This window comes from Enterobacter sp. 3U4 (genome assembly GCF_057224565.1).
Genome location: NZ_CP136665.1, coordinates 2,617,105 through 2,630,661, shown reverse-complemented (window position 1 = coordinate 2,630,661; position 13,557 = coordinate 2,617,105). Strand labels below are relative to the sequence as shown.

The window sequence follows — 13,557 nt, the reverse complement described above, 5'->3', positions numbered from 1 at the left end:
GATGAAAAACAGCGAACTGGAAAGCCTGATTAACGAAAAACTGAACAGCGCCTCCTTCAGCGATTACGGCCCGAACGGGCTCCAGGTTGAGGGGCGCGAGACGGTGCAAAAAATTATCACCGGCGTTACGGCAAGCCAGGCGCTGCTGGATGAGGCTGTTCGTCAGGACGCCGATGCGGTGATTGTCCATCACGGTTACTTCTGGAAAAACGAATCGCCGATTATTCGCGGGATGAAGCGCAATCGCCTGAAAACGCTGCTGGCAAACGACATCAACCTGTACGGCTATCACCTGCCGCTGGACGCACATCCGGAGCTCGGCAACAACGTCCAGCTGGCGCAGCTACTGGGGATCACCGTGATGGGCGAAATTGAACCGCTGGTGCCGTGGGGCGAGCTGGCGATGCCGGTTCCGGGGCTGGAGCTGGCATCATGGATAGAAGCGCGCCTGGGACGTCGCCCGCTGTGGAGCGGTGATACCGGTCCGGATACGGTGAAGCGTGTCGCATGGTGCACCGGAGGCGGGCAGGGCTTTATCGACAGCGCCGCGCGCTTCGGTGTCGATGCTTTTATCACCGGCGAGGTTTCCGAGCAGACCATTCATTCGGCCCGTGAACAGGGGCTGCATTTCTACGCGGCCGGGCATCACGCGACCGAGCGCGGCGGTATTCGTGCTCTCAGCGAGTGGCTGACGGAAAATACCGATCTGGATGTGACCTTTATTGATATTCCTAATCCGGCCTGATGAGAGGTGTCTGAGTGCAGCGAGCGCGTTGTTATCTTCTGGGAGAAACGGCAGTGGTTCTGGAGCTCGAGCCGCCGGTGACCCTTGCCACGCAAAAGCGTATCTGGCGGCTAACCCAGCGTCTGGTCGATCTGCCGGAAGTGGTTGAAGCCATTCCGGGGATGAATAACATCACGGTGGTGCTGCGTAGTCCGCATACGCTGGCGCTGGATGCCATTGAACGTTTACAGCGCTGGTGGGAAGAGAGCGAGGCGCTGGAGCCGGAATCGCGTGCCATTGAGATCCCGGTCGTTTATGGCGGTTCGGGGGGACCGGATCTTGGCGTGGTGGCAGACCACTGTGGGCTGACAGAAAAGCAGGTTGTTGAGCTGCACAGCTCGGTTGACTATGTGGTCTGGTTCCTGGGGTTTCAGCCCGGATTCCCATATCTGGGGGGATTATCCCCTCAGTTGCATACGCCACGTCGCGCTGAACCGCGCCTGAGCGTACCGGCGGGGACGGTCGCGATTGGCGGCGAGCAGACCGGCGTATACCCGCTAACTTCGCCCGGCGGCTGGCAGCTTATTGGGCATACCGCCACACCGTTATTTGACCCCGGGCTGGAGTCGCCAATACTGCTGCGCCCAGGCGATACCCTTCGCTTTATCCCGCAGAAGGAGGGGGTATGTTAACGCTTATTCGCGCCGGGCTTTATACCTCCGTACAGGATGCCGGCCGCTTTGGCATGCGCCAGTCGGGCGTGAGCTATTGTGGCGCGCTGGACCGTCCTGCGCTGGAAATCGCTAACGTGCTGGTGGGCAACCCCGGCAGCACGGCGGCGCTCGAAATTACGCTCGGCCAGTGTGTCATTGAGTTTGGTCAGGAGACCTGGTTCGCGCTCACCGGCGCAGGCTGTGATACCACTCTGGACGGCAAAGCGGTGTGGACCGGCTGGCGTCTGCGGGCCAAAGCCGGACAGCGTCTGACCTTAAAGCGCCCTTTACACGGCGTGCGTAGCTATCTCGCGGTGGCTGGCGGCATTGATGTGCCTGAGGTGCTGGGCTCATCAAGTACCGATCAGAAAGCCGGGATTGGCGGTCACGAAGGACGTTTGTTGCGCGACGGCGATCGGCTTTCAATCAAGCCCTCTGCTCGCCATTTCTCGACCACGCAGGGCGTAAAACAGCTGCTGTGGGGAAACCAGATCCGCGCCTTACCGGGGCCGGAATATCATGAGTTCGACGAGGCCTCAAAAGAGTCCTTCTGGCGCTCGCCGTGGAAAATCAGTCCGCAGAGTAACCGTATGGGCTATCGTCTGCAGGGGCAGCCGCTGATCCGAACGACCGACAGGGAACTACTCTCCCACGGTTTACTGCCTGGGGTGATTCAGGTTCCGGGCAACGGGCAACCGATCGTGTTAATGAATGACGCGCAGACAACGGGCGGCTATCCGCGAATTGCCTGCATCATTGAAGCCGATCGCTACCATCTGGCGCAAATTCCACTCGGACAGCCGATTCACTTCGTGCAGTGTTCGCTGGAGGAGGCGCTAAAGGCGCGGCAGGATCAGCAGCGTTATCTGGAGCAGCTGGCGTGGAGGCTTGATGGTAAAGATTGATTTGAATGCCGATCTGGGGGAGGGTGGCAGCGCCGATGCGGCGCTGATGGCGCTGGTCAGCTCGGTCAACATCGCCTGTGGCTTTCACGCGGGCGATGCGCAAACCATGCTGGAGAGCGTGCGTAATGCCATTAAAAACGGCGTCGCGATAGGCGCTCATCCGAGCTTCCCAGACCGGGAAAACTTTGGCCGCACGGCTATGGATCTGCCGCCGGAGACGGTCTACGCTCAGGTGCTTTACCAGATCGGTGCGCTGGAGGCGATGGTACGCGCGGAGAATGGCGTGCTGCGCCACGTGAAGCCGCACGGCATGCTCTACAATCAGGCGGCAAAAGATCCGACGCTGGCGGAGGCGATTGCCCGCGCGGTGCGGGATTGCAACCCGCAGCTGAGCCTCGTGGGTCTGGCGGGCAGCGAGCTTATTCGCGCTGGCGAGCGTCTGGGGTTGACCACGCGTCAGGAGGTCTTTGCCGATCGGGGATACATGCCTGACGGCAGCCTGGTTCCACGTACGCAGGCCGGCGCGCTGATTACCGACGAAGGTCAAGCGCTGGCGCAGACGCTGGAGATGGTGCGCGCCGGGCGGGTGACCGCCGTGGACGGCACATCGGCACACGTTCAGGCTGATACGGTATGTTTACATGGTGATGGCGAGCATGCGCTCCAGTTCGCGCGCCGCTTGCGGGCAGCGTTCTCTGAAGAGGGCATTCTTGTCAGCGCAGACTAATCATGAAAGGACAGAAAAATGCCAGAAGGCCCGGAGATCCGCCGCGCGGCGGATAGCCTCGAGGCGGCGATAAAGGGCAAACCCCTGACGGAGGTCTGGTTTGCTTTTCCTCAACTGAAACCGTTTGAGTCACAGCTGGTGGGCCAGACGGTGACTCATATTGAAACGCGCGGCAAAGCGTTGCTCACGCATTTTTCCCATAACCTGACGTTATATAGCCATAACCAGCTTTACGGCGTCTGGCGAGTGGTGGAGGCGGACGAGCAGCCGCAAACCACCCGCGTGCTGCGCGTCAGGCTGCAAACGGCCGATAAGGCGATCCTGCTCTATAGCGCCTCTGATATCGAAATATTAACGCCGGAGCAACTCCTCACACACCCGTTTCTACAGCGAGTGGGGCCGGACGTGCTGGATATGCGTCTGACGGCGAGCGATGTGAAGGCCCGACTGCTATCGCCCACATTCCGCAACCGGCAGTTTTCCGGCCTGTTCCTTGACCAGTCGTTTCTGGCCGGGCTTGGCAACTACCTGCGGGTGGAAATTCTCTGGGAAGTCGGGCTGGCGCCGCACCATAAAGCCTCACAGCTGAGCGATGAACAGCTGGAGGCGCTGTCCCACGCGCTGCTGGACATCCCGCGGCTGTCGTACAACACGCGCGGCATCGTAGATGAAAACAAGCATCACGGGGCGCTGTTCCGCTTTAAGGTCTTTCATCGGGCGGGGAAAAAGTGCGAACGGTGTGGCGGAATTATCGACAGGATGATGCTCTCTTCCAGACCTTTTTACTGGTGCCCGCACTGCCAGAAATAAAAGTAAAACGGTAACCCTTGGGTTACCGTTTTTAAGGTTTTCCCCCTCTCCCACAGGGAGAGGGCCGGGGTGAGGGCATCAGGCCGCACCCAACGTCTTTTAACGCTTCAGGTCAGACTTAAAATCACGCTGCTCGTAGCCGGTATACAGCTGACGAGGACGAGCGATTTTCATGCCTTCGCTGTGCATTTCGTTCCAGTGCGCAATCCAGCCTACGGTACGAGCCATGGCGAAGATGACGGTGAACATGGAAGACGGAATGCCCATCGCTTTCAGAATAATGCCAGAGTAGAAATCGACGTTCGGGTAGAGTTTCTTCTCGATGAAGTACGGGTCGTTTAGCGCGATGTGTTCCAGCTCCATCGCCACTTCCAGCAGGTCATCTTTGGTACCCAGCTCTTTCAGCACTTCATGGCAGGTCTCACGCATCACGGTGGCGCGCGGGTCGTAGTTTTTGTAAACACGGTGACCGAAGCCCATCAGGCGGAAGGAGTCATTCTTGTCTTTCGCACGACGCACGAACTCAGGAATGTGTTCAACGGTGCTGATCTCTTCCAGCATCTTCAGTGCCGCTTCGTTCGCACCACCGTGCGCCGGTCCCCACAGGGAGGCGATGCCCGCAGCGATACAGGCGAACGGGTTCGCGCCTGAAGAGCCCGCGGTACGGACGGTAGAGGTAGAGGCGTTCTGTTCGTGGTCAGCGTGCAGGATCAGAATACGGTCCATCGCGCGCTCCAGCACAGGGTTCACTTCATACTCTTCGCACGGCGTGGAGAACATCATGCGCAGGAAGTTACCCGCGTAGGAGAGGTCGTTGCGCGGATACACAAACGGCTGGCCGATGGAGTATTTGTAGCACATGGCCGCCATGGTAGGCATTTTGGACAGCAGACGGTAAGCGGCGATTTCACGGTGACGCGGGTTATTCACGTCAAGGGAATCGTGGTAGAACGCTGCCAGCGCACCGGTAATACCGCACATCACCGCCATTGGGTGAGAGTCACGACGGAACGCATGGAACAGACGGGTAATCTGCTCATGGATCATGGTGTGACGGGTCACGGTGGTTTTAAATTCATCGAACTGGGCCTGCGTCGGTTTTTCGCCGTTCAGCAGGATGTAGCACACTTCCAGATAGTTGGATTCGGTGGCTAACTGATCGATAGGGAAGCCGCGATGGAGCAGGATACCTTCGTCACCGTCGATAAAGGTGATTTTGGATTCGCAAGATGCGGTAGAGGTAAATCCAGGGTCAAAGGTAAACATCCCTTTGGAACCCAGCGTACGGATATCAATAACATCCTGACCGAGCGTGCCTTTTAGCACATCCAGTTCAATAGCAGTGTCACCATTTAGGGTGAGCGTTGCCTTTGTATCAGCCATTTACGGTCTCCTTAGCGCCTTATGCTTAAGACTGCGCTTCACCGGATTTGCTTTCAGCTGTAAATCACCGTTACCAGATTGTTATTTGGCTTACCGCTCAGCTCACGAGGACAAACCAGGGTACAGAGCTATGGCGCCTTGCAGGTAAACAAATGAAATATCAGTGAAACAACAGCAAATCAGCGTTTTTGCAGTCCGAATTATTCAAACCTGTATATCACTAATAACTGTCCTGATAACTTCGGTCAATACCATCACACTGTTACATAACTATTTGTCAGGTGAAAGTGAGACCTCATAACTTTTGCGCATTATATGCCTTTTCTGATGACGTTTGTAACAATATTGTTTAACATTTGTCAAATCAGATGATTAAAAATTAAAAAGATGTTGTTATCGTGACCCTGATCACTGTTCCAGAGAAAACCCGACAAACTGTATGTAGGTTAATTGTAATGATTTTGTGAACGGCCTATACTGCCGCCAGGTCTCCGGAACACCCTGCAATCCCGAGCCACCCAGCGTTGTAACGTGTCGTTTTAGCATCTGGAAGCAATGTTTTGCATGACGCGCAGTTATAGAAAAGGAACGCTGCTTGACCCGCATCGCAGTCCGGAGGAAGGAAACAATAAGAACAGCATGTGGGCGTTATTCATGATAAGAAATGTGAAAAAACAAAGACCTGTCAATCTGGATCTGAAAACGATCCGGTTCCCTGTAACAGCAATAGCGTCCATTCTGCACCGTGTGTCCGGTGTGATTACGTTTGTGGCGGTCGGTATTCTGTTGTGGTTACTGGGCACCAGCCTCTCTTCCCCTGAAGGATTCCTCCAGGCCTCTGCCATCATGAACAGCTTCTTCGTGAAATTCATCATGTGGGGCATTCTTACCGCGCTGGCGTACCACGTCGTCGTGGGTGTTCGCCATATGCTGATGGACTTTGGCTACCTGGAAGAGACTTTCGAAGCCGGGAAACGCTCCGCTAACATTTCATTTGTGATTACTGTCGTGCTTTCACTTCTCGCAGGAGTTCTCGTATGGTAAGCAACGCCTCCGCATTAGGACGCAACGGCGTACATGACTTCATCCTGGTCCGTGCTACCGCCATCGTTCTCACCCTTTACATCATCTATATGATCGGTTTCTTTGCGACCAGCGGCACGCTGACGTGGGAAATCTGGAGTGGGTTCTTCGGATCCGCCTTCACCAAAGTGTTCACCCTGCTGGCCCTGTTCTCCATCCTTATTCATGCCTGGATTGGCATGTGGCAGGTGTTGACCGATTACGTTAAACCGCTGGCGATTCGCCTCCCACTGCAGCTGGCCATTGTCGTTGCACTGGTGGTTTACGTTATTTATGGATTCGTTGTGGTGTGGGGTGTGTAATGAAACTGCCAGTCAGAGAATTTGATGCTGTTGTGATTGGTGCCGGTGGCGCAGGTATGCGTGCCGCACTGCAAATTTCCCAGAGCGGCCAAACCTGTGCGCTGCTCTCTAAAGTTTTCCCGACCCGTTCCCACACTGTGTCTGCGCAGGGCGGTATCACCGTTGCGCTGGGTAACTCCCATGAAGATAACTGGGAATGGCACATGTACGACACGGTAAAAGGTTCCGATTACATCGGCGACCAGGATGCCATCGAATATATGTGTAAAACCGGCCCCGAAGCGATTCTGGAGCTGGACCATATGGGTCTGCCGTTCTCCCGTCTGGAAAATGGCACTATCTATCAGCGTCCGTTTGGCGGCCAGTCGAAAAACTTCGGCGGCGAGCAGGCGGCACGTACCGCGGCGGCGGCTGACCGTACCGGTCACGCGCTGCTGCACACCCTGTATCAGCAGAACCTGAAAAACCACACCACCATCTTCTCCGAGTGGTATGCGCTGGATCTGGTGAAAAACGCCGATGGCGCAGTTGTAGGCTGTACCGCGCTGTGCATCGAAACCGGTGAAGTGGTCTACTTCAAAGCCCGCGCTACCGTGCTGGCGACCGGCGGTGCAGGCCGTATCTATCAGTCCACCACCAACGCCCACATCAACACCGGTGACGGTGTCGGTATGGCTATCCGCGCGGGCGTGCCGGTGCAGGATATGGAAATGTGGCAGTTCCACCCAACCGGTATCGCCGGCGCGGGCGTTCTGGTGACGGAAGGCTGCCGCGGTGAAGGTGGTTACCTGCTGAACAAGCACGGCGAGCGCTTCATGGAGCGTTATGCCCCGAATGCGAAAGACCTGGCGGGTCGTGACGTGGTGGCGCGTTCCATCATGATCGAAATCCGTGAAGGCCGCGGCTGCGACGGCCCATGGGGTCCACACGCGAAGCTGAAACTCGACCATCTGGGTAAAGAGGTTCTGGAATCCCGTCTGCCGGGCATCCTGGAACTGTCCCGCACATTTGCACACGTCGATCCGGTGAAAGAGCCGATTCCGGTTATCCCAACCTGCCACTACATGATGGGCGGTATTCCGACCAAAGTGACCGGTCAGGCGCTGACCGTGAACGAGCAGGGCGAAGATGTGGTCATTCCTGGCCTGTTCGCGGTAGGCGAAATTGCCTGCGTATCCGTACACGGCGCTAACCGTCTGGGCGGCAACTCCCTGCTGGACCTGGTGGTGTTTGGTCGCGCGGTGGGTCTGCATCTGCAGGAATCCATTGCCGAGCAGGGCGCGCTGCGTGACGCAACCGACGACGAAATCGATGCCTCTCTTGAGCGCCTCAACCGCTGGAACGGCAACCGTAACGGCGAAGATCCGGTGGAAATCCGCAAAGCGCTGCAGGAATGCATGCAGCACAACTTCTCGGTATTCCGTGAAGGCGACGCGATGGCCAAAGGTCTTGAGCAGCTGAAAGCGATCCGCGAGCGTCTGAAAAATGCCCGTCTGGACGACACTTCCAGCGAGTTCAACACCCAGCGCGTTGAGTGCCTGGAGCTGGATAACCTGATGGAAACCGCGTTCGCGACCGCGATGTCGGCAAACTTCCGTACCGAAAGCCGTGGCGCGCATAGCCGCTTCGACTTCCCGGATCGTGATGACGAAAACTGGCTGTGCCATTCCCTGTATCTGCCAGAGTCGGAAACCATGACGCGTCGTAGCGTCAACATGGAACCGAAACTGCGTCCGGCGTTCCCGCCGAAGATTCGTACTTACTAATGCGGAGACAGGATAATGAAACTCGAATTCTCAGTTTATCGTTATAACCCGGATGTTGATGACGCTCCGCGCATGCAGGACTACACCCTGGAAGCGGAAGAAGGTCGCGACATGATGCTGCTGGATGCGTTAATCCAGCTGAAAGAAAAAGATCCAACCCTGTCGTTCCGCCGCTCCTGCCGTGAAGGGGTTTGTGGCTCTGACGGTGTGAACATGAACGGCAAAAATGGCCTGGCCTGCATCACGCCAATTTCAGCGCTGCAGCGTCCTGGTCAGAAAATTGTTATCCGTCCTCTGCCAGGCCTGCCGGTCGTGCGTGATTTGGTGGTAGACATGGGGCAATTCTATGCACAATATGAGAAGATTAAGCCTTACTTATTGAATAATGGGCAAAATCCACCCGCTCGCGAGCACTTACAGTCTCCTGAGCAGCGTGAAAAACTCGATGGGCTGTACGAGTGTATTCTCTGCGCATGCTGTTCAACGTCCTGCCCGTCGTTCTGGTGGAACCCGGACAAGTTTATCGGCCCGGCCGGTCTGCTGGCTGCCTATCGCTTCCTGATCGATAGCCGCGACACCGAAACCGACAGCCGTCTGGAAGGACTGAGTGACGCTTTCAGCGTATTCCGCTGCCATAGCATCATGAACTGCGTCAGTGTGTGTCCGAAGGGGCTGAACCCGACGCGCGCCATCGGCCATATTAAGTCGATGCTGCTGCAGCGCAGTGCGTAAGTAGTGAGAGGGGGGCGCTGTTCCCCTCACCCTAACCCTCTCCCAAAGGGAGAGGGAACAGATTGCAGGAAATCTTTAAAAACTGCCGACGACCTTCCCCCTCTCCCCACGGGAGAGGGTCGGGGTGAGGGGAAACCCTTAAGACAGTTTCTAAAGGTTCCTTCGCGGGCCAAATGAAAAGAGCTCGCAGGTGAACCCCGGCACGTACACGTGGTGTGCGTGGTAGTTTCTACGGCGAAAGTAAGCATAAAAATGCTTAAGGGATCACGATGCAGAACGGCGCAATGAAAGCCTGGCTGGACTCTTCTTTCCTTTCTGGTGCGAACCAGAGCTGGATAGAACAGCTCTATGAAGACTTCTTAACCGATCCTGACTCAGTGGACGCAAACTGGCGTTCCATGTTCCAGCAGTTGCCTGGCACAGGGGTCAAACCGGATCAATTCCATTCCAAAACACGTGATTATTTCCGTCGTCTGGCGAAGGATGCCTCACGTTACTCTTCTGCGATTTCCGACCCTGACACCAATGCGAAGCAGGTTAAAGTCCTGCAGCTTATCAACGCTTATCGCTTCCGCGGTCACCAGCATGCGAATCTCGATCCGCTGGGACTGTGGAAACAAGACCGTGTGGCCGATCTCGATCCGGCGTATCACGATCTGACCGAGGCCGATTTCCAGGAAAGCTTTAACGTAGGTTCCTTTGCCATCGGCAAAGACACGATGAAGCTGGGCGATCTGATTGACGCGCTCAAGCAAACCTACTGCGGCTCCATCGGCGCGGAATACATGCACATTACCTCTACAGAAGAGAAGCGCTGGATCCAGCAGCGCATCGAATCCGTAGCGGGCCACGCGACCTTCTCGGCTGACGAGAAAAAACGCTTCCTGAACGAACTGACCGCAGCGGAAGGGCTTGAGCGCTATCTGGGCGCGAAATTCCCGGGCGCAAAACGCTTCTCGCTGGAAGGCGGCGACGCGCTGGTGCCGATGCTGAAAGAGCTGATTCGTCACGCAGGCAAGAGCGGCACCCGTGAAGTGGTGCTGGGTATGGCGCACCGCGGTCGTCTGAACGTGCTGGTCAACGTGCTGGGTAAAAAACCGCAGGACCTGTTCGACGAGTTCGCGGGCAAACATAAAGAACACCTCGGCACCGGCGACGTGAAGTACCACATGGGCTTCTCGTCGGATATCGAAACCGAAGGCGGTCTGGTTCACCTGGCGCTGGCGTTTAACCCGTCACACCTGGAAATCGTCAGCCCGGTGGTTATCGGTTCCGTGCGCGCGCGTCTGGATCGTCTGGACGAGCCGAGCAGCAATAAAGTGCTGCCAATCACCATCCACGGTGATGCGGCGGTAACAGGGCAGGGCGTGGTTCAGGAAACCCTGAACATGTCGAAAGCGCGTGGTTACGAAGTGGGCGGTACCGTTCGCATCGTGATCAACAACCAGGTGGGCTTCACCACCTCTAACCCGCTGGATGCACGTTCTACCCCGTACTGCACCGACATCGGTAAGATGGTGCAGGCGCCGATCTTCCACGTTAACGCGGATGACCCGGAAGCCGTGGCTTTCGTTACCCGTCTGGCGCTGGACTTCCGTAATACCTTTAAACGCGATGTGTTCATTGACCTCTTCTGCTACCGCCGTCACGGCCACAACGAAGCGGATGAGCCAAGTGCAACCCAGCCGCTGATGTATCAGAAAATCAAAAAGCATCCGACCCCGCGCAAAATCTATGCTGACAAGCTGGAGAGCGACAAAGTGACGACGCTGGAAGATGCGACCGAAATGGTCAACCTCTACCGCGACGCGCTGGATGCGGGTGAATGCGTGGTGAAAGAGCTGCGTCCGATGAACATGCACTCCTTTACCTGGTCGCCGTACCTCAACCACGAGTGGGATGAGAGCTACCCGAACAAGGTTGAGATGAAGCGCCTGCAGGAGCTGGCTAAACGCATCAGCACCGTACCGGACGCTATCGAGATGCAGTCTCGCGTGCAGAAAATCTACGCTGACCGTCAGTCCATGGCGGCAGGCGAGAAGCTGTTCGACTGGGGCGGCGCGGAAACGCTGGCTTACGCAACGCTGGTTGACGAAGGCATTCCGGTTCGTCTTTCCGGTGAAGATGCGGGCCGTGGGACCTTCTTCCACCGTCACGCGGTTGTTCACAACCAGTCCAACGGTTCAACCTACACCCCGCTGCAGCACGTGCACAACGGGCAGGGCCAGTTCAAGGTCTGGGACTCCGTGCTGTCTGAAGAAGCGGTACTGGCCTTCGAATACGGCTACGCCACGGCTGAACCACGCACCCTGACCATCTGGGAAGCGCAGTTCGGTGACTTCGCCAACGGCGCTCAGGTGGTTATTGACCAGTTCATCTCCTCCGGCGAGCAAAAGTGGGGCCGTATGTGTGGCCTGGTAATGCTGCTGCCGCACGGTTATGAAGGCCAGGGTCCGGAGCACTCCTCCGCGCGTCTGGAACGTTATCTGCAGCTCTGCGCCGAGCAGAACATGCAGGTCTGCGTGCCGTCCACTCCGGCTCAGGTCTACCACATGCTGCGTCGTCAGGCGCTGCGCGGTATGCGCCGTCCGCTGGTGGTGATGTCGCCGAAATCCTTGCTGCGTCATCCGCTGGCGGTGTCCAGCCTGGAAGAACTGGCGAACGGTACTTTCCAGCCGGCCATCGGTGAAATTGACGAGCTGGATCCGCAGGCCGTGAAGCGTGTGGTGATGTGTTCTGGTAAGGTTTATTACGACCTGCTGGAACAGCGCCGCAAGAACGATCAGAAAGATGTCGCCATCGTGCGTATCGAACAGCTTTATCCGTTCCCGCATCAGGCGATGCAGGAAGTGCTGAAACAATATGCTCACGTACATGATTTTGTCTGGTGCCAGGAAGAGCCGCTCAACCAGGGCGCATGGTACTGCAGCCAGCATCATTTCCGTGAAGTGATTCCATTTGGGTCAGCCCTGCGCTATGCAGGTCGCCCGGCCTCCGCCTCTCCGGCGGTAGGGTATATGTCCGTTCACCAGAAGCAGCAACAAGATCTGGTCAATGACGCGCTGAACGTCGATTAATTAAAGGATACAAAATGAGTAGCGTAGATATTCTTGTTCCCGACCTGCCTGAATCCGTAGCAGATGCGACCGTCGCTACCTGGCACAAAAAACCAGGCGATGCCGTTAAGCGCGATGAAGTGCTGGTAGAAATCGAAACTGACAAAGTGGTACTGGAAGTACCGGCTTCGGCGGATGGCGTTCTGGACGCGGTGCTGGAAGATGAAGGTACCACCGTCACCTCTCGTCAGATCCTGGGTCGCCTGCGTGAAGGCAACAGCGCGGGCAAAGAGTCCAGCGCGAAGTCTGAAGAGAAAGCCTCTACGCCGGCTCAGCGCCAGCAGGCTTCTCTGGAAGAACAGTCTAACGACGCCCTCAGCCCGGCGATCCGTCGCCTGCTGGCTGAACACAGCCTCGACCCGGCAGCCATTAAAGGCACCGGTGTAGGCGGACGTCTGACCCGTGAAGACATCGACAAACACCTGGCGAAAGCGCCTGCTCAGGCAGAAGCGAAAGCCCCTGCGGCAGCACCAGCAGCACAGCCTGCTCTGGGCGCCCGCAGCGAAAAACGCGTGCCAATGACTCGCCTTCGTAAGCGCGTGGCCGAGCGTCTGCTGGAAGCGAAAAACTCCACCGCGATGCTGACCACCTTCAACGAAGTGAACATGAAGCCAATCATGGACCTGCGTAAGCAGTACGGTGACGCGTTTGAAAAACGTCACGGTATCCGTCTGGGCTTTATGTCCTTCTACGTGAAGGCGGTGGTTGAAGCGCTGAAACGCTACCCGGAAGTGAACGCGTCCATCGATGGCGATGACGTGGTTTACCACAACTATTTCGACGTCAGCATGGCGGTTTCTACTCCACGTGGCCTGGTAACGCCGGTTCTGCGTGATGTGGATACCCTAGGTATGGCTGACATCGAGAAGAACATTAAAGAGCTGGCTGTTAAAGGCCGCGACGGCAAGCTGACCGTAGACGATCTGACCGGCGGTAACTTCACCATTACCAACGGCGGCGTATTCGGCTCGCTGATGTCTACCCCGATCATTAACCCGCCGCAGAGCGCGATCCTGGGTATGCATGCCATTAAAGATCGCCCGATGGCGGTAGACGGTAAAGTTGAGATCCTGCCAATGATGTATCTGGCGCTCTCTTACGACCACCGCCTGATCGACGGCCGCGAGTCCGTGGGCTTCCTGGTAGCGATTAAAGAGCTGCTGGAAGATCCAACGCGTCTGCTGCTGGACGTCTAGTGTCGATTTAGCATCACCTGCCCTGTAGGCCGGATAAGCGTAGCGCCATCCGGCACACAGACTGCGCCGGTCTACAGGTTTGAAGATAACGATTACCCTG

General features: G+C 56.8%; 12 protein-coding genes. 11 read left to right on the top strand and 1 reads right to left on the bottom strand.

Going from position 1 to position 13,557, the window contains the following annotated elements; all coding sequences use genetic code 11:
- Position 1: 1 nt before the first annotated feature.
- From RVY89_RS12575 to nei, 5 genes are read left to right on the top strand one after another with little or no spacing between them, the layout of a single operon-like run.
- A complete protein-coding gene (locus RVY89_RS12575; protein WP_248207005.1) occupies positions 2 to 745 on the top strand; it encodes a type 2 GTP cyclohydrolase I in 744 nt (247 codons plus the stop codon).
- A 14-nt stretch (positions 746 to 759) separates the two neighbouring features.
- Positions 760 to 1,416, top strand: coding sequence for a 5-oxoprolinase subunit PxpB (pxpB, locus tag RVY89_RS12570; RefSeq protein ID WP_484825498.1), 657 nt, complete (start codon positions 760 to 762; stop codon positions 1,414 to 1,416).
- A complete protein-coding gene (pxpC, locus tag RVY89_RS12565; protein ID WP_484825497.1) occupies positions 1,410 to 2,342 on the top strand; it encodes a 5-oxoprolinase subunit PxpC in 933 nt (310 codons plus the stop codon). The genes pxpB and pxpC overlap by 7 nt, the downstream gene beginning before the upstream one ends.
- On the top strand, positions 2,329 to 3,069 hold the full coding sequence (gene pxpA, locus RVY89_RS12560) for a 5-oxoprolinase subunit PxpA (protein WP_484825496.1): 741 nt from the start codon (positions 2,329 to 2,331) through the stop codon (positions 3,067 to 3,069). Before pxpC ends, pxpA begins: the two co-directional genes overlap by 14 nt.
- 18 nt (positions 3,070 to 3,087) lie before the next feature.
- Complete coding sequence (nei, locus tag RVY89_RS12555) at positions 3,088 to 3,879, top strand: endonuclease VIII (RefSeq protein ID WP_484825495.1); 792 nt, start codon at positions 3,088 to 3,090, stop codon at positions 3,877 to 3,879.
- A gap of 99 nt (positions 3,880 to 3,978) precedes the next feature.
- Here the strand turns inward: nei and RVY89_RS12550 are convergent, their stop codons facing one another.
- Positions 3,979 to 5,262 carry a citrate synthase gene (locus RVY89_RS12550; protein WP_045909567.1) on the bottom strand — a complete coding sequence of 428 codons (1,284 nt, stop codon included), beginning with the start codon at positions 5,260 to 5,262 and terminating at the stop codon, positions 3,979 to 3,981.
- A 639-nt stretch (positions 5,263 to 5,901) separates the two neighbouring features.
- On the opposite strand from RVY89_RS12550, the gene sdhC reads away from it, so the two are divergent.
- The 6 genes from sdhC (at position 5,902) to odhB (ending at position 13,457) form a co-directional block, all read left to right on the top strand.
- Positions 5,902 to 6,306 (top strand): succinate dehydrogenase cytochrome b556 subunit, encoded by a 405-nt coding sequence (sdhC, locus tag RVY89_RS12545; protein ID WP_020684965.1) that lies wholly within the window; start codon positions 5,902 to 5,904, stop codon positions 6,304 to 6,306.
- Positions 6,300 to 6,647: a succinate dehydrogenase membrane anchor subunit gene (sdhD, locus tag RVY89_RS12540; RefSeq protein ID WP_008501088.1), complete on the top strand. Its 348-nt coding sequence runs from the start codon at positions 6,300 to 6,302 to the stop codon at positions 6,645 to 6,647. The genes sdhC and sdhD overlap by 7 nt, the downstream gene beginning before the upstream one ends.
- Complete coding sequence (sdhA, locus tag RVY89_RS12535; protein ID WP_003858619.1) at positions 6,647 to 8,413, top strand: succinate dehydrogenase flavoprotein subunit; 1,767 nt, start codon at positions 6,647 to 6,649, stop codon at positions 8,411 to 8,413. The genes sdhD and sdhA overlap by 1 nt, the downstream gene beginning before the upstream one ends.
- Positions 8,414 to 8,428: 15 nt before the next feature.
- On the top strand, positions 8,429 to 9,145 hold the full coding sequence (gene sdhB / locus RVY89_RS12530; RefSeq protein WP_008501090.1) for a succinate dehydrogenase iron-sulfur subunit SdhB: 717 nt from the start codon (positions 8,429 to 8,431) through the stop codon (positions 9,143 to 9,145).
- A gap of 269 nt (positions 9,146 to 9,414) precedes the next feature.
- Positions 9,415 to 12,222: a 2-oxoglutarate dehydrogenase E1 component gene (gene sucA / locus RVY89_RS12525; RefSeq protein ID WP_121425437.1), complete on the top strand. Its 2,808-nt coding sequence runs from the start codon at positions 9,415 to 9,417 to the stop codon at positions 12,220 to 12,222.
- A gap of 14 nt (positions 12,223 to 12,236) precedes the next feature.
- Positions 12,237 to 13,457: a 2-oxoglutarate dehydrogenase complex dihydrolipoyllysine-residue succinyltransferase gene (gene odhB, locus RVY89_RS12520; RefSeq protein ID WP_008501093.1), complete on the top strand. Its 1,221-nt coding sequence runs from the start codon at positions 12,237 to 12,239 to the stop codon at positions 13,455 to 13,457.
- Positions 13,458 to 13,557 lie beyond the last annotated feature (100 nt).

Coding starts and splice junctions, on each gene's coding strand:
- RVY89_RS12575 (WP_248207005.1), top strand. CDS start 2: ATGAAAAACAGCGAACTGGAAAGCCTGATTAACGAAAAACTGAACAGC.
- sdhD (WP_008501088.1), top strand. CDS start 6,300: ATGGTAAGCAACGCCTCCGCATTAGGACGCAACGGCGTACATGACTTC.
- sdhB (WP_008501090.1), top strand. CDS start 8,429: ATGAAACTCGAATTCTCAGTTTATCGTTATAACCCGGATGTTGATGAC.
- odhB (WP_008501093.1), top strand. CDS start 12,237: ATGAGTAGCGTAGATATTCTTGTTCCCGACCTGCCTGAATCCGTAGCA.
- pxpA (WP_484825496.1), top strand. CDS start 2,329: ATGGTAAAGATTGATTTGAATGCCGATCTGGGGGAGGGTGGCAGCGCC.
- pxpC (WP_484825497.1), top strand. CDS start 1,410: ATGTTAACGCTTATTCGCGCCGGGCTTTATACCTCCGTACAGGATGCC.
- sdhC (WP_020684965.1), top strand. CDS start 5,902: ATGTGGGCGTTATTCATGATAAGAAATGTGAAAAAACAAAGACCTGTC.
- nei (WP_484825495.1), top strand. CDS start 3,088: ATGCCAGAAGGCCCGGAGATCCGCCGCGCGGCGGATAGCCTCGAGGCG.
- RVY89_RS12550 (WP_045909567.1), bottom strand. CDS start 5,262: ATGGCTGATACAAAGGCAACGCTCACCCTAAATGGTGACACTGCTATT.
- sdhA (WP_003858619.1), top strand. CDS start 6,647: ATGAAACTGCCAGTCAGAGAATTTGATGCTGTTGTGATTGGTGCCGGT.
- sucA (WP_121425437.1), top strand. CDS start 9,415: ATGCAGAACGGCGCAATGAAAGCCTGGCTGGACTCTTCTTTCCTTTCT.